Here is a 22,112-nt window from a genome sequence, read left to right as displayed (position 1 = left end):
GGCGTTAAAGGCGGTGGGTCCGTCCGTGGGCCCAGACGTCCATGCCGCCACTCCGACCTCCATGGAGCTCCCATGCTGCGCCGTCTCGTCCTCACCGCCGCCGCCTCCGTCGCCGCGCTGTCCGCCCTTCCCCTCCTCCCCGTCGCCGCACACGCCGCCCCGTCCCATCCCTCTGCCCCCGGCCCGACCGACCGGCTGACCATCACCGTCTCCGACTCGGGGGGCGACGGCGAGGGAACGTACGTACTGAAATGCCACCCCACCGGCGGCACCCACCCGGCCGCCGCCAAGGCGTGCGCGCGGCTGGACGAGGTCACCGTCTATGGGACCGACCCGTTCGCGCCCGTGCCGACCGACAGGATGTGCACGATGCAGTACGGCGGCCCCGCCACCGCGCGCATCACGGGAACCTGGCAGGGCCGGCCGGTGGACGCGACGTACAACCGCGGCAACGGCTGCGAGATCTCCCGCTGGGACCGCATGGCGCCGGTGCTCCCCCACACCTCGTGATGGCGGGTGAAGTCGTCCCACGATGAAGGGTGACGTCGCCGTTCTCCGGCCGGTGACCTCTACCCTCCTGTGACCAGGCAGTACTGAAAACTCACAGCTTCTGCGTGCGACCTCCCTCTCATCCGGCGTCGCGCGGGCAACCACTCCCCGTAGACTCCCTCCCGTGACACGCCACGGGCCGAGGGGCAAGATGGCCTGAGCGGGTCGGCAAGCAGCGGTAACCAGGGAGGAAGCGTCGTCGTGAGCAGCAGGCCATCCCGAGGCGCTGCTCGCCTCGCAGCCATACTCGACGCTCTCCCTGACGCGCTGGTGCTCGTCAACGCCAACGGCACCGTCGTGAACGCCAACGCGATCGCGCTGGAGGCGTTCGAGACGCCGGGCACCGCGCTCGTGGGGCGCGGTCTGCTCGATCTGCTGCCGGAGTTCGACTCCCGGCTCATCCCCGGCTCGATGCGGCGCCCGGACACCATCGACGAACGCGGCCGGACGAAGCCCACGCGCATGACGGCGCGGCGCACGGACGGCACCGAGTTCCCCGTCGAGGTCACCAGCTCCCCGCTGGAAGACGGCAGGCACGCGTACGACAACCACGGCTACACCGGCGACGAGCTGCTGATGCTCGTCGTGCGCGACCTCTCGGGCACCGTGGACACCGAGGCCGAGCTGGCGCGTTCGCAGCGGCAGACCGAGATGATCCTGCGGGCCGCGGCCGAGGGCGTCGTCGGCACGGACACCGACGGACGCGTCGTCCTCGTCAACCCGGCCGCCGCACAGATACTGGGCTTCCGGGCGAGCGACCTCGGCGGACAGGAGCTGCACCCGCTGGTGCTGCACTCGCGCGCCGACGGTGAGCCCTTCCCCTACGAGGAGTCCCCGCTCGCGGACACCCTCCGCTCCGGGCGCAAGCACCGGGTGCGCGGGCAGGTCCTGTGGTCCAAGAGCGGCGCCAAGGTACCGGTCGACCTGACGACGTCCCCGGTGCGCGACGGCGACCAACTGGTCGGCGCGGTGATGACGTTCACCGACCGCAGGCCCTACGACGAGCTGGCCGAGAAGTACGAGGCCGCCCTCGCCCGCCACGCCGAGGAGATCCGCGCGGCCGAGGAGCGGCACGCGGACGCGGTCAAGGCCGCCGAGGAGCGGCGCGCCGAGGAGATCCGGGCCGCCGAGGAGCAGCGCGCGGAGGAACTCGCCGCCGAACAGGAGCGGTACGCGGCGCTCGCCGAACGCGAGAAGGACCGCTTCGAAGAGCTGGCCGAGCGCGAGACGACGCGGTACGAGAGCCTGGCCGCGCGGCACGAGCAGCTCCTCGCCGTCCTCGGCTCGTCCCTGCGCGGGCCCCTCGACGAACTGCGCCGCGAACTGTCCGCGCTCGCCGCCGACGACGCGGGCCAGCTGTGGCCCGAGGCCAATCAGGTCCTGCATCACCTCTCCGCCGGGTACGCCCGGATGACCACCCTCGTCGACAACGTCCTCGGCTTCCAGCGGCTCGACGCGGGTGACGAACAGCTCTCCCGTACGCCGGTCATGCTCGACGCGGTCGTCGCCGCCGGCGTGGAGGGCGCGGTCGAGCTGATCGGGCCCGGACGGGCGCAGTTCGCGGTGCACGCGCCGCCGATAGAGATCGTGGCCGACGCGGGGCGGCTCGCCACCGCGGTGGCTCATCTGGTCGCCGACGTGGCCGGGATCGACGCGACGGGCAACACGCGCGCGGACGCCGGTGCCGTCACGGCGGGCGGTTACGTCGACTCGACCATCGTGGTGGCCGCGGCACAGCGCGGCGAGGTCGTCCGCGTCGAGGTGCGGGGCCCCTACGCGGGCGGGGACCCGGTGCACGAGCCGATCGTGCGGGGCATCGTGCGGGCCCACGGAGGCGTGCTGCAGACGCACGAGGTGCCGGGTATGAGCGGCAGTGCGTACGTTCTTGAGGTTCCGATGGGGGCGGGGTCGGAGTCGGGGTCGGGGTCGGGGGAGGGTTCCGGGTCTGCCGGTTCCGTGGGCTCTACGGAGAGTGCCGTTTCAGGGGCGGTCGCCGTCCCCGGTGGGGCGGTCGCGGTGCCCGAGCAGGCGTCCGGCAGCTCCGGCGCCGGTGCTGCGGGCGGCGGGCGGCGGCGGGCCCGGCGTCCCTCTGTGGACTCCTTCCTGGGAAGCGGCGTTCCCGGCGCCACGGATTCCTCCGGCGGTACGGAGGGCGCGGCGCCGACCGGTACGGGCCGACGCAGGGGACGGCGCGCGGCAGAGGCGGCGGGCGCGGCTTCGGGGAACCCGGAGACTCTCGGGGGCGGTTTCCCCGAGGCTGGGCCGGAGGCCGGTCCGGCGAGCGGCGCGGTGGGCGGGTCCGGCGCGCAGGTGCCGCAGGCACAGTCTCAGGAGACGATCGGTGGCGCTTCGGGCGGTACCGGGCGGCGGCGCGGGCGGCCAAGTGCCGCCGAGAACGCCGAGAATTCCGTGGGCTCCGTGGGCTCCGTGGTGACGGCGGCCGAACACGCGGCCGGTTCCGCGGCTTTGGGTCAGACCGTGCCGCCGCAGGGCGTACCGGTTCCCGCTGCCGGGACCGGGCGTCGCGCGCGGCGGGCCGGTGAGCAGCACGCGCTGCCCGCGCTGGCTTCGGGCCCGTCCGAGGCCTCCGGCACCACCCCGGGCACGGAACTCGCCGCGGTGGAGGCCGGCCACGGCGACGCCGCGCGCCCCTCGGGACGGCGGGCGCGACGCGCGCTGGCCGCGGCCAAGGAACGGGCCGCCGCCGAAGAGGCCAACACCGGCCGTGTCTTCGCGCTGCCCCCGGCCGCCGCCGACCGCGACACGTCGGGCCAAGAGCCGGGCGCCCAGGAGACGGTGAGCGCCGTCGGCCACTCCGTGCTGAACCAGAGCGCTGTGGCCGTGGGCCAGGGCATGGTGGACCAGGGCGGCATGAATCCGGCGGGCGTGAACCCGACGGCCGTGAACCCCGCCGACACGGGCCCCTCCGACATGAACCCCGGTGGCGTAGGCCAGGGGCAGAGTGCCGCAGGCCAGGGCCAGGTCGGCCAGGCCGTGGTGAACCAAGCCGCCGTGAGCCGAGGCTCTGTGGGCCAAGGCCTTGTAGGCCAGGGCGCCGTGACCCCGGGGCCCGGTGTCGCGGGCCCCCTCGACCAGGGGTATCCGGCGGCCCCGGGGGGCACCGGGCAGCACGCCACCGCCCCGCATGGCCCCGCCGACGACCACACCCCGCCGCAGCCGCACCCCACGCAGGCTCCGACGGGCCGCCGCCGCTCCCGCCGACCGATCACCACGGACCCGGCGGCTTCGGAGACCCCGGCAGCCCCACAGGCTCCGCAAGCCCCGCAGGCTCCGCAGGCCCCCCGAGTCCCTCAAGGACCCCAGGCCCCAAGCGCACCGGCAGCCCCCGGCATGCCGCCTGCCCCGGCGGCTCCAGCGGCCCCGACCGCCCCCGCTCAGGGAACGCCCGCCCAAGGGACGCCCACACACGGAACACCCGCCCACGGAACGCCCGCCCACGGAACCCCTTCCGCCCCCGGCGTCCCGAAGAGCCGCCCGGCTGCCGAAGCCGGGCCGCTGCCCGCACCGCAGCCGTGGCCCGACAGCGCCACGCCCGCCCGTGGCGTGCCCGCGCAGGGCAACCCGCACTCCACGGCCACCCCCGCGCCGGGCGTTCCGTCGCCTGCCGCGGGCACGGCGCTGCCGCCCGAACGCGGCACCCAGGCGCGTACGGCGGCCCAGCCGCTGCCCGCCGAGGCCGGACCCGGTGACCCCAACTCGACGCAGGGGCGCGCCTTCAGCGTGCGTACGCTCGGACAGGGCGTGCCGTTCGGCCAGCAGATCGCCGAGCAGCAGGGCCGACAGGCGCCGCAGGCATCGCAGCCTCCGTTGCCGCCCCAGGCCGCGCAGCCGGAGCAGCCCACGGCGGGCCCGGGCCCGATGCCGCAGGCCCCGGCATCGCCCGTGCCGGAAGCCGCCGGGGAGCCCTCGCGGCCGGCCCCGGCCGCCGCCCCGCACGCACAGCCCCCCAGCGGCTCCGGGCGCCGGCGTCGCCTCGCCACGCCTCCCGAGCCCGAACCCGCGGGTGCCGCGCGTCCCGAGACCTCGGCGCGCCCGCACCCCCAGCCGCACACCCCGCCCCCGGGCCACCCCCAGTCGCGTATCGCGGCCGCCACCGAGGGCGCCGGACGTTCGTACGCCATCGGCGCCCCGGACGAGGACGCGGACGAGGGTCCGGAGCCGCTGGACGGCCCGGGCGGCGCGGTCGAGGTCTCGAACCGGCCCCAGCCCCAGCCGATGGACGACGAACTGCCGCCCGAGCCGCTGGACAACCCGCGCCGCCTCCTGGTGTGGCCCGCGCCCGACGTCACCACCCAGCAGGCGCTCAGCGACCGTGGCTACCGCCCCGTGATCGTGCACTCGCGCGAGGAGGTCGACGCCCAGATCGCGGCGTTCCCCGCGGCGCTGTTCGTGGACCCGCTGACCGGGCCGATCACGCGCACGGCACTACAGTCGCTCCGTCAGGCCGCGGTGGCCGCCGAGGTACCCGTCCTTGTCACGGCGGGCCTCGGCCAGGCGACGCGCGAGGCGGCGTACGGCGCCGACCCCGCCGTACTCCTGAAGGCCCTCGCACCGCGTGACAGCGAGCAGCACCCGCCGCGCGTCCTGCTCATCGAGGAACACGAGGAGATCGCGCTCGCCCTGACCTCGACGCTGGAGCGGCGGGGCATGCAGGTCGCGCGGGCCGTCGGCGACGCGGACGCGGTGACGCTCGCCGCGCAGATGCGGCCGAACCTCGTGGTGATGGACCTGCTCCAGGTGCGCCGCCGCAGGGCCGGCATCATCGACTGGCTCCGCGCGAACGGGCAGCTGAACCGCACCCCACTGGTCGTCTACACAGCCGCCGTCGACGAGACGGAACTGCCGCGCCTCGCCGCGGGCGAGACGGTGCTGTTCCTCGCGGAGCGGTCCACGAGCACCGAGGTGCAGAGCCGCATCGTGGACCTGCTGGCGAAGATCGGCACCAACTGACGCCCGCGGCGGGCGAGATCCCCGGCGTCAGAGCCGCGTGACGTCCAGTTCCCCGTCGGCGTACTGCCTGCGCAGGACCTTCTTGTCGAACTTGCCGACGGAGGTCTTCGGGACGGCGGGGATGATCGCCCAGCGCTCGGGGAGCTGCCACTTGGCGATGCTCTCGGCGAGGAAGGCGCGCAGGGCCTGGTAGTCGGCGCTCGCGTTCTCCTTCAACACGACCGTGGCCAGCGGCCGTTCGCCCCACTTCTCGTCGGGCACCGCCACCACCGCGGCCTCGGCGACGTCCGGGTGCGCCATCAGGGCGTTCTCCAGCTCGACCGAAGAGATCCACTCGCCGCCCGACTTGATGACGTCCTTCGCCCGGTCGGTGAGGGTCAGGAAGCCGTCGGAGCTGATCACACCGACATCGCCGGTCTTCAGCCAGCCGTCCTCGCTGAACTTGTCCTCGGGCCTGAGGACGTCGCCGCCCGCGCCGCCGTAGTAGGCGCCCGCGATCCAGGGGCCGCGCACCTCCAGCTCACCGGCCGACTCGCCGTCCCAGGGCAGGTGTTCGCCGCCGGGGCCGACCAGGCGGGCCTCGACCGACGCGGGGAAACGGCCCTGGGTGAGCCGGTAGCCGAACTCCTCCTCGGTGCCGATCGCGTGGGCGGGCGGGCGGGCGACCGTGCCCAGCGGGGACGTCTCGGTCATGCCCCAGGCGTGGCAGACCCGCATGCCGAGGCGGTCGAACGCCTCCATCAGGGACGGCGGGCAGGCCGAGCCGCCGATGGTCACCTGCCCGAGCGAGCTGACGTCCCGCGGCTTCGCGGTCAGTTCGGCGAGCAGCCCCTGCCAGATGGTGGGGACGGCGGCCGCGTGGGTGGGCCGCTCCGTCTCGATCATCTCGGCGAGCGGTGCGGGCTGGAGGAAACGGTCCGGCATCAGCATGTTCACGCCGGTCATGAGGGTGGCGTGCGGCAGCCCCCAGGCGTTGACGTGAAACTGCGGGACGACCACCAAGCTGGTGTCGGCGTCGGTCAGGCCCATCGACTGCGTCATGTTGACCTGCATGGAGTGCAGATAGATGGAGCGGTGGGAGTAGACGACGCCCTTGGGATCTCCCGTGGTGCCGGAGGTGTAACACATGGCGGCGGCGGCACGCTCGTCCAGCTCGGGCCAGTCGTAGGCGGTGGGCTTACCGGCGAGCAGCTCCTCGTACTCGTGCACCCGCACGTGGGCCCCCGCCAGGAGGGAGCGGTCGCCTGGCCCCGAGACCACGATGTGCTCGACGGTCGTCATCTGCGGGAGCAGCGGTGCGAGCAGGCCGAGGAGGGAGCCGTTGACGATGATGACGCGGTCGGCGGCGTGGTTCACGATCCACGTCAGCTGCTCGGCGGGCAGCCGCAGATTGAGGGTGTGGAGGATGGCGCCCATGCAGGGAACCGCGTAGTACGCCTCTACGTGCTCGGCGTTGTTCCACATGAACGTGGCGACGCGCTCGTCGTCCGTGACCCCGAGGTCCTCGCGCAGCGCGTGGGCGAGCCGGGCCGCGCGCTCGCCGATCTCGCGGTAGCTGCGGCGCTGCGGGGAGCCCTCCCCGGTCCAGGTGATGACCTGCGACGTCCCGTGCACGGTCGAGCCGTGCCGGAGGATGCGGGTGACGGTCAGCGGTACGTCCTGCATCGTGCTCAGCACGGCGTCCTCCTGGGCGACATCGCCTACGCGGCGGTAAGGGTTGCGCTGATTCTGCGCGCATACCGCTTGGTATGTCACTACTCCAGGGGATGATCGATCAACTGCCGGTCCTGGTGACGGGTCAGCGAACGGATCAGCGGACGGATCAGCGGACCGGGGTGAGTTCCGGGTCGTCGCGCAGCTTGCCGAGCGCGCGCGACACCGCGCTCTTCACCGTCCCGATCGAGACCCCGAGCACCTCGGCGGTCTGGGCCTCGCTGAGGTCCTCGTAGTACCTGAGGACGACCATCGCCCGCTGCCGGTCCGGCAGCTTCATGATCGCGCGCCACATCGCGTCCCGGAGCACCTGCTGCTCGGCCGGGTCCCCGGTCGGCAGCACGTCGGGCTCCGGCAGCTCGTCGCACGCGAACTCGTCGACCTTGCGCTTGCGCCACTGCGACGTGCGTGTGTTCAGCAGGGCCCGGCGCACATAGCCGTCGAGCGCGCGATGGTCCTCGATCCGGTCCCACGCGACATACGTCTTGGTCAGCGCGGTCTGCAGCAGGTCCTCGGCATCGCTCGGATTCGCGGTCAGCGAGCGGGCGGTACGCAGCAGTACGGGCTGGCGGGCCCGCACATAGGACGCGAACGACGGGTACGCGAAGGGCCCGGCGGCCCGCGTCGGACCCGTGCCCCGCGTCGCGGCCTTCGATGCGCTGGTGCACACGGACACCATGGATGCGGTCATGGCTCCACGCTAGAAGCGCCCCCTACCACTGCGGATCGGCCCCAAGTCCCGAAGCGGTGTCCGCCTCAGGTTGTACGAGGGGTGCCGGCTGCACCTCCTACAGGTGGAGGAGGTGCAGCGCACCCCTGAGGGTTAACCCCTGAGAGCCGCCCCGGCGCACGGCGCCGGGAGACAGGGCCGCCTAGCGGACGCGCGCCACCGGAGCGTGCATCAGATTGCGGTCGATCACCAGCGCGCGTCCCCCGTGCCGCTCCTTCACGTTCCCCGCGTACTGGTGGATGCGTCGTGCCGGGTTCCAGGCGGCTCGGCTCAGCGAGGGCTCGCGGTACAGGTGCGGCCGGACGCGCCAGCGCGCGAACCACATCACCGACGGTAGGTCGCGCACACCCGCCCGCCGCGACAGCTCCATGTGCCGCACACCGGAGTCGGCGCTGCTGTAGAAGCCGGGTACGTAACCGAATCTGCGCACCTCGCGGTCCCAGGCCCGTACGAAAGAGAGCGTGGTGCGGGCACACGCCTTCTTCCGGTAGGCGTACGCCTCCATGTCCAGGTAGAGCGGGCTGCGCGTCTGGATGCCGACCGTCTTGGCCCTGCGGACCGCGTCACGTCCCTCCCGCTTCCCCTGGCTCCAGGGGTTCCGTCCGATGCGTACTCCCTTCTTGTTCCTCGCGATGACACAGGGCGACTGCGAACCCACGTACACCGGCAGCAGCCGCCACCCCATCCGGCTCACCGCGCGCGCCCAGCTCCGGCTCAGGTGCGGCTGGTTCTTGCAGGCCCGGCCGCGGCCCCCGTAGTAGACACCCACGGCGCGGTACTGCGAACTCCGCCAGCGCCGCATGGTGTCCGCGGACGGGGCGATACAGGTGTCGAACGCCCGCCCACGGAAGGTCCGCACCCCGGCCGGCAGCCGGGCGGGCCACGCGGTGGACCCGGTGGCACCGGGCCCGGGGAGCCCCATGTACTCCTCGACGGGGGCGGGGTCCGCTGCTGTCCGGGCCGGGCCCGGGGTTGCCGCCGCGCCCGGTGGCGATGCGGTCAGGTCGACGGTCAGGGTCGCCAGCGCGAGGACAAGTCCAATGATCATCTTTTGGTGACGCATACGGTGAGTGAACGGTCCTGCCCCTCGGCTCAAGCCGGGACACGCGGCACGTTCATCCGTCCGACCCCAGAATCAGCCCCGATGTGGGGACTCCGGTGCCCGCGGTGACCAGCGTGTGCGTGGCGCCCGGTATCTGGTTCACGGAAGTGCCGCGTATCTGCCGGACGGCTTCAGCCACGCCGTTCATCCCGTGGAGATACGCCTCTCCGAGCTGCCCGCCGTGGGTGTTCAGCGGCAGCCGCTCCTCGGCGACAAACCCCGCGGCATCGCCCGGCGCGCAGAACCCGAACTCCTCCAGCTGCATCAGTACGAACGGCGTGAAGTGGTCGTAGAGGATGCCGACATCGACATCGGAGGGCGCGAGCCCCGAGGTGCGCCACAGCTGGCGGGCCACGACGCTCATCTCGGGCAGCCCGCTCAGATCGTCGCGGTAGAAGCTGGTCATCTGCTCCTGCGCCCGGCCGGCCCCCTGGGCCGCCGCCGTGATCACGGCAGGGGGGTGCGGGAGGTCGCGTGCCCGCTCCACGCCCGTGACGACGATCGCCTGGCCGCCGTCCGTCTCTTGGCAGCAGTCCAGGAGCCGCAGAGGTTCGACGATCCAGCGTGACGCGGCGTGATCGGCGAGCGTGATCGGCTTGCCGTGGAAGTAGGCGGCCGGGTTCGTCGCCGCGTACTTCCGGTCCGTCACGGCCACGTGGCCGAAGGCGTCCGGGGTCAGGCCGTACGTGTGGAGATAGCGTTGGGCCGCCATCGCCACCCAGGACGCGGGGGTCAGCAGCCCGAACGGCAGGGCCCAGCCGAGTGCCGCACCCTCGGCGGACGGTTCGCGCTGCTGCACCCCGGAGCCGAATCTCCGCCCCGAGCGTTCGTTGAACGCGCGGTAGCACACGACGACTTCGGCCACACCGGTCGCCACCGCGAGCGCCGCCTGCTGGACGGTGGCGCATGCCGCACCGCCGCCGTAGTGGACGCGGGAGAAGAAGGAGAGCTCCCCGATCCCGGCCGCCTGGGCGACGGTGATCTCCGGGTTGGTGTCCATGGTGAACGTGACCATGCCGTCCACATCGGCGGGGGACAGCCCGGCGTCGTCGAGCGCCGCCCGCACCGCCTCCACGGCCAGCTTCAGCTCACTGCGTCCGGAGTCCTTCGAGAACTCGGTCGCCCCGATGCCGACGATCGCGGCCCTGCCTCCGAGGCCGTCGCGCGTACGGACGCTCATGCGGCGCCCCCCGGGGGAAGGGTCACGGTCACCGTGCCGGTGACGTGCTTGCCGATGCCGTTGGCGCCGACGACCCTGACCGTGGCCGTCTCGCCGTCGGGGCCGGTGCCGACCGTCTCGACCGTGCCGCGCAGCACCATCGTGTCCCCCGGGTAGTTGGGCGCGCCGAGGCGTATCGCCACCTTGCGCAGGACCGCCGTGGGCCCGAAGTGGTCCGTGATGTAGCGACCGACCAGGCCGTTGGTCGTCAGGATGTTCATGAAGATGTCGGGGGAGCCCTTTGCCTTCGCGAGCTCCGCGTCATGGTGCACGTCCTGGTAGTCGCGGGACGCGATGGCCCCGGCGACGATCAGGGTGCGGGTGACCGGAATCTCCAGCGGCGGCAGCTCCTCTCCCGCCCGCATCGGGGCACTCGGCCCACCCTCCGCGAACGCGCCGGCCCCCGCCGAGCGCGCCGCCGCCTTCCCGCTCGCCACTGGGGCACCTCCTGTCGCCGCCGTATCCGCCGTAGCTGTCGTAGCTGCCGTATCCGTCGTAGCCGTCGTACCTCCCGCATCTGCCGCATCTGCCGCATCTGCCGTATGCGTCACCCCTCCATCACCCTTCCACCGCCCCCGACGCGATCAACGCGCCCAGCTCCTCCAGGACTTCGCTCCCACACCCCAAGTACGCGTCCAACTGCCGCCCCCAGAGAAAGTGCCGATGCACGGGATGGTCGAGGTCGGCGCCCACGCCGCCGTGGAGATGCTGGCCCGCGTGCACGACGCGCTTGCCCGCCTCCGATGCCCACCAGGCCGCCGTCAGCGCGTGCGTGGCGTACGGCAGGCCCGCGTCGCGGCGCCAGGCCGCCTCGTACGCCGTGACCCGTATCGCCTCGGTGTCCATGTGGGCGTCGGCGGCGCGGAGTTGGACGCCCTGCTTGGCGGCGAGCGGGCGGCCGAACTGCTCGCGTTCGTTCGTATGGGCCACGGCGCGGGCCAACGATCCCGCGCACACCCCGGCCTGCAGCCCGGCGAAGGCTGTCCGCGCGGTCGCCCGCACGTCCTCGTACGCGCCGGCCCCGCCGATCCGCTCCCCGGGTGTCCCGTCGAGGGTCAGCCGCCCCGCTGACCACGGCGCGGTCAGCTCGACCGGCTCCACGCGCGCGCCCGCCACCGGCACCCACCACAGGCTGCGGTCGGCCACCGCCACCAGGACATGCGTGGCATCCCTCAGCCATGGCACCCACGGCACCACGCCCCTCAGGATCCCGCCCAGCTCCCCGTCCGGCTCGGCCTCCACCGCGCTCCGAGCCGGAAAGGCCCCCGTGGCCACGGCCGTGCCCTGGCGCAGGGCGGGCAGCAACCGGCCCCGCTGCTCCTGCGAGCCGTGCGCGGCCACCGCGAGGAGGCCGTAGACACAGCTCGCCGCGAAGGGGACCTGTGCCGTCGTCCGGCCCTGTTCCTCGAGCAGCAGAACGAGGCCGAGCAGCCCGACATCCTCCACCGCGCCCGGCAGCCCCGCCGCGCACAGCGCCTTCCATAACTCGGCGTCCGAACCGGTCCCCGCCGCCGCGAGCCGCTCCGGCGTGGCCAGGTCGCCGAAGATCTCCGCGGCGAGGTCCCGCGCGGCGGCCTGCTCCTCCGTGGGCGTGAAGTCCATGTCAGCCCTCGCCCCCCGCCGCGTCGTCCAGAGCCCGGAACAACGGCAGCTCCAGCTCCTCGTCCACCCGCAGGAACGCGAGCCGCACCGGCATGCCGATCCGCACCTTGTCGTACGGCACGCCGATGACGTTGCTGACGATCCGCACGCCTTCCGCCAATTCGATGAGGCCCACCGCGTAGGGCGGATCGAACGCCGGGAAGGGCGGGTGGTGCATCACGACGTACGAATAGACCGTGCCCTCACCGCTCGCCTCGACCGTGTCCCAGTCGGGCGAGCCGCAGGCGTTGCAACCGGGCAGCCAGGGAAAGCGCGGCTCCGCGCAGCCGACGCAGCGCTGGATCAGCAGGCGGTGTGCGGCGACGCCCTCCCAGAACCCCGCGTTGTCGCGGTTGATCACCGGGCGGGGGCGCCTGCCCTTCGGCTTTCGGCTCGCCGGTGCGTACTTGAGGATGCGGAAGCGGTGCGTCCCGGCGAGCTCGCCACCGGCCCTGATGTCCATCCGCGTGGTGACGAAGTGGCCCGTGCCGAGCTTGGTCGTCTTGCGCTCCGAAACCGACTCGATCACCGCGTCGAAGGTGATCTCGTCGCCGGGCCGCAACGCCCGCACGTACTCCTGCTCGCAGTCGGTGGCGACCACCGAGGTGTACCCCGCGCCGTCGAGCAGGGCGAACAGCTCGTCGTACGCGTCGGAACGCCCTTCGTGCCCGGAGAGGCCACCCATCGTCCAGGCCTGCATCATCGTGGGCGGCGCGATCGGATCCGCGCCCGCGTAGGCGGGATGGGTGTCGCCCATCGCCTCGCACCAATGCCTGATCATGGGTGCGTTGACCGGATCCTTGCCGATGCCGGACTCCGCCGCGACCCTGCCCTCGAACGCCTTCAACGCGTCGTACGGGATGCCCCGCGCGTCGTACGGGATGCCCCGCGCCTCGTCGTCCGCCACGCCCCGCACCGTGCCGTCACTGTCGCTGTTCACCGACGCCCCCTCCGCATACCGAGCCGCATCGTCGCGACGATCTCGCGCTGCACCTCGCTCACCCCGCCCCCGAACGTGTTGATCTGCGCGGCCCTGTTCATCCGCTCCAGCTCGCCGTCCCCGATCCCGCCCGGCGAACCGGCCCGCACAAGGCCCGCCTCGCCCGCGATCTCCTGACACATCCGGTACACCTCGACGGCCGATTCGGTTCCCATGAACTTCACGCCGCTCGCGTCCCCGGGCGCCAGGCGACCCGCCCCCACGTCGCCCACCAAACGCCAGTTGAGCAGGCGCGTCGCCGCGAGACGGGCATGCACCTCGGCCAGTCTCGACCGGACCCACGGTGCGTCAATCCGCCGCTCGCCCGTCACCGGATCGGGTGTACGCGCGAGGTCCAGCGCCGCCGCGTAGAAGTCCTCGGCCTGCATGCCGATCGCGGCGAGGGCCACCCGCTCGTGGTTGAGCTGGTCGGTGATGAGGCCCCAGCCGGCGTTCTCCTCGCCGACGAGGTTCGCGGCGGGGACGTGGATCCCGTCGTAATAGGTCGCCGTCGTCGTCAGGCCGCCGACGGTCTCGATCGGTGTCCAGGAGAAACCGGGGGCGGTGGTCGGCACGAGGATGATCGAGATGCCCTGGTGCTTGGGCGCCTCGGGGTCGGTGCGGCAGGCCAGCCAGATCCAGTCGGCGTTCTGCGCGTTCGAGGTGAAGATCTTCTGCCCGTCGATCAGCCAGCCACCGCCCCCACCCTTACCCTCACCCCCGCCACCGCCTCCCGGCCCGCCGGCCCCGCCCCGCTCCCGCACCGCCCTGGTCCGCAGCGAGGCGAGGTCCGTGCCGGCCGACGGCTCGCTGTAACCGATGGCGAAGACGCACGCGCCGCCGAGGATCCGCGGCAGGAAGAAGGCCTTCTGCTCCTCGGAGCCGTACTTCATGAGGGTCGGGCCGACGGTGTTCAGGGTCACCATCGACACGGGCGCGCCCGCGCGGTACGCCTCGTCGAAGAAGACGAACTGCTCGTCGGCGCCGCGCCCTTGGCCGCCGTACTCGACGGGCCAGCCGAGCCCCAGCATGCCGTCCGCGCCCATGCGCCGCAGCAGTTCGCGCTGCCCCGCCCCGTCCGCGCCGCCGGGTGGCCCCTCGGGCATCAGGCGCCGGAAGTAGGCGCGTAGCTCGGCACGTAGTTTCCGTTGGCGTTCGGTGGGGGCGAGATGCACGCCGGCGGCCTCTCCATCTCGTACCAGCTAAGTTTCCGGTTCCCGACGGAATCTGACTGTCCGTCAGGTACGGCCCCCGCGTCAAGAGATCGGACCGCGCGACAAGTCCGGGGCACGCACACGCCAGCGCGGCGGCGCCGAAGCGCCGCCGCACATGACCCGTCACACCCCACGTCGCGGACCCCTGGAAGCCATCCCCATCGCTTCCGGGGGTCGTCGGCTCACCAGAGCGGGGTGAAGTTCACCGTGACGTCCTCGCTCGACTGGTCGACCACCGTGAATGCCGAGCCGTCCACCTGGACGGAGTTGTCCTGGTTCGAGGCACCGGCGCCGACGGCCTGCTGCTGCGTGGTCGCCGAGTTGCCGTGGTTGCTGCCGTCGACGCCGCTGCCGTCCACGGTCGCCGCTCCCGCGTTCGATCCGTCGTTCGCAAACGCGCCGCTGTCGGCCGTCGCGGCACCCGAGAAGAGCGCGGCGGCCAGCGGCAGAGCAGCGGCGGCCGCGATGACTCGGACCGTACGGATACGTGCCATGTCTATTCCTCCAAGGCAGGAGATACGCGCCGGCGGTGAGCCGGGAGTACCGGAAACACGGGTTCTCCAGGGGGGCCGGCCGACCGCCCCGGAGTGCTGCGCGACATCGCGGGATCAGAGTTGCCCACCCGTCCCCGGCGAACCACCCCGGAAGTCCCGATTCCCCCGCAAGCGTGAGGACATGTCAATAAACGCGCTTCACGCCGCGAATCCGCAGTTCAGCCCCACACCGCCCCCTCGCGCGCCGCCCACGGGCCACCCACACCCCGGCCTCCCCCAGACACCGCAGGAGGCGAAGCGTTTCGCCGGAACCCTCGACATCCTTAGGAAGGGGGCGCTTCCCCCTCCAGGCCGTTCCCCCCGCGACGTGTGGAGCGGAGCCCCTCTTCCCTTTCTCGAACATGCGTACGAAAATGTAGCCATGGCCACCACCGACCGCCATGTCACCACCCTCGCGCTCGCCCACGCCCTGTCCGCCGCCGAGCGGGGCCTCGCGGTGATCCCGCTCTCCCGCACCAAGCTCCCGGCCCTGCGCTCCCCTCACCACGCCGAGGCCGATCACTCCGGGGCCGATCACTCCGAGCCCGATCACTCCGGGGCCCGCCACGACACCCCCCGGCCGGCACCGCCCTGCCACGGCGAATGCGGCCGTCTCGGCCACGGCGTGTACGACGCCTCGACCGACCCGCGGCGCATCCGTGAGCTCTTCGCCGCCGCCCCGTGGGCCACCGGATACGGCATCGCCTGCGGGCTGCCTCCGCACCATCTGATCGGCGTCGACCTCGACACCAAGTCCGGCGCGGACGCCTCCGCGGCGCTGCGGGAACTGGCGCTGCGTCACCTGTTCACGATCCCCGAGACCGTCGTCGTGACCACGCCGAGCGGCGGCCGCCACATCTGGCTGTCGGGACCGCCCGACGTCGTGGTCCCCAACTCCGCGGGGCGGCTCGCGCCCGGCATCGACATCCGCGGCGCGGGCGGCTACCTCGTCGGCCCCGGCTCCCGTACCGAACACGGCGTCTACGGCACCGTGCCCGGCACCGCCCGACTGCCGCCCGCGCCCTGCCCACCCGCGCTGCTGCGGCTGCTCATGCCTCCACCGCGCGCCCCTCACACGGCGCCCCCACGGACCGGCCCCGACACTGCCGTACAACAGGGCCAAGGCCTCGTGCAGTTCGTCCTCGCGGCGCACGAGGGGCAGCGCAACACCCGCCTCTTCTGGGCCGCCTGCCGCGCCTACGAGAACGGCATCGGCGAGGCCCTGGCCCCCCAACTCACGGAAGCCGCACTCCGCGTGGGCCTCACGCACCGCGAGGCCCACTCGACGATCGCCTCGGCGGCACGCCTCACCGGGCAGGCGTGAACGAGCTGCCCCGCCACGCGGAGCGCCACGGCTTACCCGCCGCTGCCCCTGTCGGACGACTCGCCGTATCCCACCCTGGGGACCAGCGGAACGAGAACGGCGACCACACCGGCGGCGGTGCCGATCGGGGCCGCGAGGCGCGGGAAGGCCAGCACCAGGGCCACGACCCCGAGCCCGACCGCGACGACCCCGCTGATCAGCAGCCCCCGCCTCCGCCTCCGCGCCGGCACGGTGTCCGGCAGAGGCAGGACGGGGCCGACCGTACGGGACTTCCTGAAGTGCGCGCCTTCGGCGTTCGTGGGTACCGTCATGACTGACCTCTCTGAAGTGGGGTCAGGGCGGCTCCCGTGCCAGCGGGGGCCGCCTTTTTGCGACCACGCCACCCGTCAGCGGCAATAGTGACAGCGCGTGAGTCTGTCGCCAATCTGCTTGTCGGCGGGCTCTGTGGATAACTCGCCTATCACTGTGTGCAACTAGCAGGAATCTGTGTACCGATCGGTGGACAATGCGGTGCGAGAGCGCACAAGTTATTCCACAGACCCACCCTGAGCTGGCCTTTCGCCATCCTCAGGCTGTGGATCGGAAGTTTTTTCTTACACAGGCCGATATCACTGCCAGTGAGTGCGGAAGCTTTGATTCCATTCTTATTCTATCCGCGTAGAAAGACAAAGTAAGGGTGCCCATAGCAACGGGCTCGGACATTCACCCCTTCGGTCCCCCGCCCATGCGCTGCCCGTGCGCGCCGGCCGACGGAAGGCCGAGGGCCAGGAAGCGCCCATGACGAAGGCCCCCGACCGGAATGCCTGGTCAGGGGCCGTCAATCACTGCGGTGGGTGTGGGATTTGAACCCACGGTGACTCGCGCCACGACGGTTTTCAAGACCGTTCCCTTAGGCCGCTCGGGCAACCCACCCCGCGCCGACCGCCGGGAAACCGGGACGGCGCGGGGACAAGACTAGCGGGTTGGGCCGTCGGCGGAACAGCGGCTCAGCTGTCGCCCTTGCGCTGGCCCAGGGTCACGTCGACCGTGTGCTCCTTGCCGTCGCGCTCGTAGGTGATCTTGACCGTGTCGCCCGGCTTGTGGGTCCAGATCTGGCCGATCAGGGTCGGACCGCTGTCGATGACCATGTCGTCCAGCTTCGTGATGACGTCGCCGGGCTTGAGGCCCGCCTTGTCCGCCGGTCCGTTCGGAGTGATCGCTTCCGAACCGCTCGCGCCCTCCTGGGAGATCATCGCGCCGTTCGAGGTGTCCTGCTGGATCGAGACCGAGGCACCGATCACGGGGTAGACCGGCTGGCCGGTCTTGATCAGCTGCTGGGCGACGTTCTTCGCCTGGTTCACCGGGATCGCGAAGCCGAGGCCGATGGAGCCCGACTGGCCGGAGCCGCCGAGGCCGCCGCTGTCGGCCGGCTTGATCGCGGAGTTGATGCCGATGACCGCGCCGCGTCCGTCCAGGAGCGGGCCGCCGGAGTTGCCGGGGTTGATGGAGGCGTCGGTCTGCAAGGCGCTCATGTACGAGCTCTTGCCGCTCTGTCCGCCGTCGCTGGAGGTCACCGGGCGGTTCTTGGCGCTGATGATGCCCGTGGTGACGGTGTTCGAGAGGCCGAAGGGGGCGCCGATCGCGATCGTGGAGTCGCCGACGGCCACGCGGTCGGAGTTGCCGAGGGCCAGCGGCTTCAGGTCGCCCGGGGCGTTCTTGAGCTTGATGACCGCCACGTCGTAGCCCTCGGCGCGGCCGACGACCTCGGCGGCGTACTTCTTGCCGTTGGAGAACGTCACCTGGAGCTTGCCGCCCTCGGCGGCCGATGCCACCACGTGGTTGTTGGTGAGGATGTGGCCCTGCTTGTCATAGACGAAGCCGGTGCCCGTGCCGCCCTCGCCGCTGCCGCTCTGGGCCTCGATGGTGACGACGCTCGGCAGCGCGTCGGCCGCGATCCTGGCGACCGAGCCCGGCTCACGCTTCAGATCGGCGGGCGTGTCCGCGGCGGCGACCGTGGTCGAGCCGGTGTCGTTGTCGTTGCGCTCCGCCGCCCAGTAGCCGATGCCACCGCCGACACCGCCCGCGACCAGCGCGGCCGCGAGCACCGCGGCGACCAGACCACCGCGCCGGCGCCCGGGCTTCGGCTCCTGCGGCTGGTACGAGGCGCCCCAGCCGGAACCGGAGCCGCCACCCGCGGCGTACGACGGAACGGCCGGCGGCTGCGGAGGCGGCCACGCGGCGCCTGCGGCCGCGGAACCGGCTCCGGCACCGGCACCGGCACCCACTCCAGCCCCGGAATGAGCACCAGCCGTACCGGCACCAGCAGCCCCCGAAGGCACGGACCCCGCAGCCGCGGCACGGGGATCGGCGGCAGAAGCAGCGGAGTCGGCAGAGCCGGCAGGGTCGGCGGAAGCAGCGGGAGCGTCCACCGGCACGGGAGGTGCGGACGGGGCCTTCGGTACCGCGTTGCCCTCGTTCTCGGTGCTCACAGCTCTTCTCCTCGGTCCATGCTGTCGTGGCTTGCGTTCTCGGTCACGGCCTGGCTGTGCCAACTGTGCATCTGTATGCAGTCAGCTTTTCCCATGGGCTGTCAGGGCACCATAAGCCGAGCCTGTGTGTCCGGCGCTGCGAGACGCGGCCCTCCGGCGAGCCTGCGGGTACCCCGTGATGGCACCATGACGCGGTGACCCTCGCACGACAGCACCAGATCCAGGTCGTCGCCCACCGCGGAGCCTCCGAGGAGGCCCCCGAGCACACGCTGGCCGCGTACAAGAAGGCGGTCGACGACGGGGCCGACGCCCTCGAATGCGATGTGCGGCTCACCGCGGACGGCCACCTCGTCTGTGTCCACGACCGCCGCGTCAACCGCACCTCGAACGGCCGCGGGGCCGTCTCGGCCCTCGAACTCTCCGATCTCGCCGCGCTCGACTTCGGCTCCTGGAAGCGGCACCACGACGAGGCCGTGGAAGGTGAGGGCCCGGACTGGGAGGGCTCCGCGGGCGCGGACACCTCCGTCCTCACCCTGGAGCGGCTCCTTGAGCTCGTTGTCGAAAGCAACGCCTCCGGCCGCCAGGTGCGGCTGGCCATCGAGACGAAGCACCCCACCCGCTGGGCGGGCCAGGTGGAAGAGCGCCTGCTCCTGCTCCTGAAGCGCTTCGGTCTGGACGCGCCGCCCTCGGAGGGGGCCTCTCCGGTACGGGTCATGAGCTTCTCGGCACGTTCGCTGCACCGCGTGCGGGCCGCCTCGCCGACGCTGCCGACCGTCTACCTGATGCAGTTCGTCTCGCCCCGCCACCGCGACGGCCGCCTGCCCCCGGGGGTACGCATCGCGGGTCCCGCCCTGCGGATCGTTCGCAACCACCCCGGTTACGTGGCCAAGCTGAAACGCGCGGGACACCAGGTGCACGTATGGACGGTGAACGAGCCCGAGGACGTCGAGCTCTGCGCCGAACTCGGTGTCGACGCGATCATCACCAATCGCCCCAGGCAAGTTCTGACCCAACTGGATCGTCTGGGACTCCGTTAACTTCCGTTACAGGGAGTGCACCGGCGCGTTCGGTCCGTATTCGATCGTTACGAGTGCGTCACCGGAGGGCGATTGGCCGGTTTCCGGTCCAGTCCATTGGGGCATCCACACCGTGGCGTGGGGCAAAGGAGGTCTCGGGGGTGGCGTTGGTGGTGGCACGGGAGGTGCCCACGTCGTCGAGCATGGCCGTACCCCATGGCCCTGCGGGCGTGGGGGAAGCAAGACACCGGATGCGGGATCAACTGCGCGTCGGCGGAGTGTCCGAGTCGGTCATCGACGATGCCGTACTGATCCTTTCGGAGTTGCTCAGCAATGCCTGCCGGCACGGCAGGCCGCTGGGCCGCGGAATGGTCGGTGACGGCGATGTACGAGCGGCCTGGCACGTCGACAAGACCGGTCGGCTGACGGTCGAGGTGACGGACGGAGGGGGCCCGACCCGCCCTGTTCCGGCCACGCCCTCGGTCACGGCGCACGGCGGCCGGGGGCTCAACATCATCTCGGCGCTCGCCGATACATGGGGCGTACGCGACGACGTGCACGGCGAGGTCACCGTCTGGGTCGTCGTGCAGGCAGGACACCGCCCCGAGGATTTCGCTACGCGCGTCGCCGCACCGTCGGCGGCCGCGCTGGCCGACCTCGCCTTCGCCGATCCCTTCGACGACTCGGACTGAGGCCCACCGGACCACCGGAGTCCGCCGGAGTACACCGCAGACCACCGAAGCCCACCGGACGCTCCCGGCGCCCCGGAGTGAATCCCGGCGGCCCTCGCACCAACGGCTAGGCTCGCGCCCGTACGCAAGAGAGCAAGAGAGCCGCAGCCGGGAGACACCCAAGATGGCCAAGAAGCGCCCCCAGACCAAGGGCAAGCAGCAGCAGCCGCTCAAGGGCGGAGCCAACGAGAGCTATCCGGCCGTCGGCGCCCGCGAACCCTGCCCCTGCGGTTCGGGCCGCCGCTACAAGGCCTGTCACGGCAGGGCCGCCGCGCAGGCGGTGGCCGAGCTGGTGCAGCGCCCCTTCGAGGGGCTGCCCGGCGAGTGCGACTGGGTCGCGCTGCGCGAGCTGGTGCCCGCCGCGACCGCCGAGCTGACGCTGCGGGACGGGCTGCCCGACGGCGTTCCCTCGGTCACCCTGGCCACCGTGCTGCCGATGGCGTGGCCCGCGCTGCGCCGCGACGACGGCTCGGTCCTGATCGGGCTGCAGAACGACACCTCGTCCGGCGACATCAGCCGCGACCTCGCCGACACCCTGCGGCGCGCCCTGGAGGCCGAGCCGGGCACGCCGGTGCAGGGCCGCCGCGCTCCCGCCGACGGGCCGCGCCTCCAGGACGTGCTCGACACCGAGGCGCCGTTCGAGCCGGTGGTGCACGCCGGCTTCGAGTTCTGGGTACCGGACTCGGAGAACGCGACGCCGGAGGTCACCGCCTCCCTGGAGCGGGCGAACGCCGCCGCCATCCCGACCGTGAAGCTCTCGGGCGTGGACGCGGCGTACTGGTGCGAGACCCCGGAGAAGAACCACCTGCGCTGGGTCATGCCGCACCCCGAGGAGCAGCTCCTGGACGCGCTGGCCCGGCTGCACGCGGCCGGTACGTCGAGCCTCGGTGAGGGCACCCGCCTCGTCGGCTCCTTCCGCGCGCACGGTGTCATCGTGCCGGTGTGGGACCTGCCGAGCGGCGTCGGCGCGGACGACGTCGAGAAGCCGGCCGCCGAGTTCGCCGAGCGGCTGGCGTCGGCGCTCGCCTCCGACGCCCCGCTGACCCCGGACGAGCGCAGGGCGCGCGGCGGCCTCACCAATCGCCAGGTCACGCTCAGCTGACGCCTCGGCCGGACCGACGCGCCCACGTCACGCTGAGTCGGCACCGCGCGTCACACGCGGCTGACCCACCAGTCAGTCGGTAGGGAACGCGTGACTCCTGTCACAACTCCCCGTACTCGCAGGTAAATCCCTGTCCGGATAACTGAGATCGAATTTGCCAGGAGCCGATCTCTTGTTACCGTTCAGGTAGCCCGGTTGCTGGTGCATCCCCCGTCGCCAGCAACCGGGCCCTTCCATGTCCGGGTCCGGTTCAGGGCTCAACTGCCTTGAGGCGACGCCGAGTTGCTCCCCGAGCGCAGCAGCAGCGCCGCCGACTCACTGGCCGCGAACTCCGCCACCGCCGAGTACTCCGCCGCTTCCCCCACGGACCGCTCACGCGGGGTCTCACAGGCTCCCGGCTCGTCCCCCGCGCCCACCGCACAGTGCGTCTGCACGGTGCGCCCGTCGGGGCCCATCACGGTCAGTACGGCGTTCAGGTCGTCGCCGGTGGCATTGCGGTAATAGGTACGGGCCCAGGTGTCGTGGCCCTGCGTGAGCACACAGGTCTGGGCCTCGATGCCGTCGGGAGAGGACAGTTCGGGTCCGCAGTGGGCCTCGGCGCTCGCTCCGGAGAGGCCCGGCAGCGAGGGTTCCGGTTTCTCCGCGGGGGGTGGAGGGGTGTTCGAAGGGAGGGGCGAGGGGGCGGGAAGGGGCGACTTCGCGTCACCGTCGCCGACCGGCCCCGCGGACGCGCCGGCGAGCGGAAGGAGAACCGTGACGGCCACGACGCCCAGAAGCACGATCAGGCGGGGTTGCATGGGCCGAACATAACGACAGGTGG

General features: G+C 72.2%; 18 protein-coding genes and 1 tRNA gene. 6 read left to right on the top strand and 13 right to left on the bottom strand.

What is annotated here, in order from left to right; genetic code table 11:
• Positions 1-72: 72 nt before the first annotated feature.
• Together ACF062_RS23985 and ACF062_RS23980 are read left to right on the top strand one after the other, a co-directional pair.
• Entirely contained in the window at positions 73-510 is a 438-nt protein-coding gene (locus ACF062_RS23985) for an SSI family serine proteinase inhibitor (RefSeq protein WP_392141046.1), read from the top strand.
• 240 nt (positions 511-750) lie between these two features.
• Positions 751-5,520, top strand: coding sequence for a PAS domain-containing protein (locus tag ACF062_RS23980; RefSeq protein ID WP_392141044.1), 4,770 nt, complete (start codon positions 751-753; stop codon positions 5,518-5,520).
• Between the two features lie 27 nt (positions 5,521-5,547).
• On the opposite strand, the gene ACF062_RS23975 is transcribed toward ACF062_RS23980, so the two are convergent.
• The 9 genes from ACF062_RS23975 to ACF062_RS23935 all read right to left on the bottom strand — a co-directional run bounded on the left by ACF062_RS23975 (position 5,548) and on the right by ACF062_RS23935 (position 14,612).
• Positions 5,548-7,197: a long-chain fatty acid--CoA ligase gene (locus ACF062_RS23975; RefSeq protein WP_392141042.1), complete on the bottom strand. Its 1,650-nt coding sequence runs from the start codon at positions 7,195-7,197 to the stop codon at positions 5,548-5,550.
• Positions 7,198-7,342: 145 nt separating this feature from the next.
• Positions 7,343-7,924 carry a SigE family RNA polymerase sigma factor gene (locus ACF062_RS23970; protein ID WP_223775574.1) on the bottom strand — a complete coding sequence of 194 codons (582 nt, stop codon included), beginning with the start codon at positions 7,922-7,924 and terminating at the stop codon, positions 7,343-7,345.
• Positions 7,925-8,105: 181 nt separating this feature from the next.
• On the bottom strand, positions 8,106-9,011 hold the full coding sequence (locus ACF062_RS23965) for a DUF1906 domain-containing protein (protein ID WP_392141040.1): 906 nt from the start codon (positions 9,009-9,011) through the stop codon (positions 8,106-8,108).
• 67 nt (positions 9,012-9,078) lie between these two features.
• A complete protein-coding gene (locus ACF062_RS23960; protein ID WP_392141039.1) occupies positions 9,079-10,245 on the bottom strand; it encodes a lipid-transfer protein in 1,167 nt (388 codons plus the stop codon).
• Complete coding sequence (locus ACF062_RS23955) at positions 10,242-10,649, bottom strand: MaoC family dehydratase (protein WP_356576968.1); 408 nt, start codon at positions 10,647-10,649, stop codon at positions 10,242-10,244. The genes ACF062_RS23960 and ACF062_RS23955 overlap by 4 nt, the downstream gene beginning before the upstream one ends.
• 193 nt (positions 10,650-10,842) lie before the next feature.
• Positions 10,843-11,886 carry an acyl-CoA dehydrogenase family protein gene (locus ACF062_RS23950; RefSeq protein WP_392141037.1) on the bottom strand — a complete coding sequence of 348 codons (1,044 nt, stop codon included), beginning with the start codon at positions 11,884-11,886 and terminating at the stop codon, positions 10,843-10,845.
• A gap of 1 nt (position 11,887) precedes the next feature.
• Positions 11,888-12,808, bottom strand: a complete 921-nt coding sequence (locus ACF062_RS23945; RefSeq protein ID WP_392141216.1) for a bifunctional MaoC family dehydratase N-terminal/OB-fold nucleic acid binding domain-containing protein — start codon at positions 12,806-12,808, stop codon at positions 11,888-11,890.
• Between the two features lie 53 nt (positions 12,809-12,861).
• Positions 12,862-14,079, bottom strand: a complete 1,218-nt coding sequence (locus tag ACF062_RS23940; RefSeq protein WP_392141035.1) for an acyl-CoA dehydrogenase family protein — start codon at positions 14,077-14,079, stop codon at positions 12,862-12,864.
• A gap of 221 nt (positions 14,080-14,300) precedes the next feature.
• Entirely contained in the window at positions 14,301-14,612 is a 312-nt protein-coding gene (locus ACF062_RS23935; RefSeq protein WP_392141033.1) for a hypothetical protein, read from the bottom strand.
• Positions 14,613-15,033: 421 nt separating this feature from the next.
• Here ACF062_RS23935 and ACF062_RS23930 point away from each other — a divergent pair, with 421 nt between their 5' ends.
• A complete protein-coding gene (locus ACF062_RS23930; protein ID WP_392141031.1) occupies positions 15,034-15,975 on the top strand; it encodes a bifunctional DNA primase/polymerase in 942 nt (313 codons plus the stop codon).
• Positions 15,976-16,007: 32 nt separating this feature from the next.
• On the opposite strand, the gene ACF062_RS23925 is transcribed toward ACF062_RS23930, so the two are convergent.
• The 3 genes from ACF062_RS23925 to ACF062_RS23915 all read right to left on the bottom strand — a co-directional run bounded on the left by ACF062_RS23925 (position 16,008) and on the right by ACF062_RS23915 (position 18,443).
• Complete coding sequence (locus tag ACF062_RS23925; protein ID WP_392141030.1) at positions 16,008-16,286, bottom strand: hypothetical protein; 279 nt, start codon at positions 16,284-16,286, stop codon at positions 16,008-16,010.
• Between the two features lie 516 nt (positions 16,287-16,802).
• Positions 16,803-16,887: transfer RNA gene (locus ACF062_RS23920), tRNA-Ser, on the bottom strand.
• A 74-nt stretch (positions 16,888-16,961) separates the two neighbouring features.
• Positions 16,962-18,443 carry a S1C family serine protease gene (locus tag ACF062_RS23915; RefSeq protein WP_392141028.1) on the bottom strand — a complete coding sequence of 494 codons (1,482 nt, stop codon included), beginning with the start codon at positions 18,441-18,443 and terminating at the stop codon, positions 16,962-16,964.
• A 194-nt stretch (positions 18,444-18,637) separates the two neighbouring features.
• Between ACF062_RS23915 and ACF062_RS23910 the strand changes: the two genes are divergently transcribed.
• The 3 genes from ACF062_RS23910 to ACF062_RS23900 all read left to right on the top strand — a co-directional run bounded on the left by ACF062_RS23910 (position 18,638) and on the right by ACF062_RS23900 (position 21,292).
• On the top strand, positions 18,638-19,480 hold the full coding sequence (locus ACF062_RS23910) for a glycerophosphodiester phosphodiesterase (protein ID WP_392141027.1): 843 nt from the start codon (positions 18,638-18,640) through the stop codon (positions 19,478-19,480).
• A 53-nt stretch (positions 19,481-19,533) separates the two neighbouring features.
• Positions 19,534-20,151: an ATP-binding protein gene (locus ACF062_RS23905; RefSeq protein WP_392141025.1), complete on the top strand. Its 618-nt coding sequence runs from the start codon at positions 19,534-19,536 to the stop codon at positions 20,149-20,151.
• Between the two features lie 163 nt (positions 20,152-20,314).
• Positions 20,315-21,292: a DUF5926 family protein gene (locus tag ACF062_RS23900; RefSeq protein ID WP_392141024.1), complete on the top strand. Its 978-nt coding sequence runs from the start codon at positions 20,315-20,317 to the stop codon at positions 21,290-21,292.
• A 257-nt stretch (positions 21,293-21,549) separates the two neighbouring features.
• Here ACF062_RS23900 and ACF062_RS23895 read toward each other — a convergent pair whose 3' ends face one another.
• Entirely contained in the window at positions 21,550-22,089 is a 540-nt protein-coding gene (locus ACF062_RS23895; RefSeq protein ID WP_392141022.1) for a hypothetical protein, read from the bottom strand.
• Positions 22,090-22,112 lie beyond the last annotated feature (23 nt).

This window comes from Streptomyces sp. NPDC015345 (genome assembly GCF_043078805.1).
GTDB lineage: Bacteria > Actinomycetota > Actinomycetes > Streptomycetales > Streptomycetaceae > Streptomyces.
This window is presented reverse-complemented; position numbering and strand designations above follow the sequence as displayed.

Coding starts and splice junctions, on each gene's coding strand:
- ACF062_RS23965 (WP_392141040.1), bottom strand. CDS start 9,011: ATGATCATTGGACTTGTCCTCGCGCTGGCGACCCTGACCGTCGACCTG.
- ACF062_RS23955 (WP_356576968.1), bottom strand. CDS start 10,649: ATGCGGGCGGGAGAGGAGCTGCCGCCGCTGGAGATTCCGGTCACCCGC.
- ACF062_RS23925 (WP_392141030.1), bottom strand. CDS start 16,286: ATGACGGTACCCACGAACGCCGAAGGCGCGCACTTCAGGAAGTCCCGT.
- ACF062_RS23970 (WP_223775574.1), bottom strand. CDS start 7,924: ATGACCGCATCCATGGTGTCCGTGTGCACCAGCGCATCGAAGGCCGCG.
- ACF062_RS23950 (WP_392141037.1), bottom strand. CDS start 11,886: ATGGACTTCACGCCCACGGAGGAGCAGGCCGCCGCGCGGGACCTCGCC.
- ACF062_RS23935 (WP_392141033.1), bottom strand. CDS start 14,612: ATGGCACGTATCCGTACGGTCCGAGTCATCGCGGCCGCCGCTGCTCTG.
- ACF062_RS23930 (WP_392141031.1), top strand. CDS start 15,034: ATGGCCACCACCGACCGCCATGTCACCACCCTCGCGCTCGCCCACGCC.
- ACF062_RS23985 (WP_392141046.1), top strand. CDS start 73: ATGCTGCGCCGTCTCGTCCTCACCGCCGCCGCCTCCGTCGCCGCGCTG.
- ACF062_RS23960 (WP_392141039.1), bottom strand. CDS start 10,245: ATGAGCGTCCGTACGCGCGACGGCCTCGGAGGCAGGGCCGCGATCGTC.
- ACF062_RS23895 (WP_392141022.1), bottom strand. CDS start 22,089: ATGCAACCCCGCCTGATCGTGCTTCTGGGCGTCGTGGCCGTCACGGTT.
- ACF062_RS23900 (WP_392141024.1), top strand. CDS start 20,315: ATGGCCAAGAAGCGCCCCCAGACCAAGGGCAAGCAGCAGCAGCCGCTC.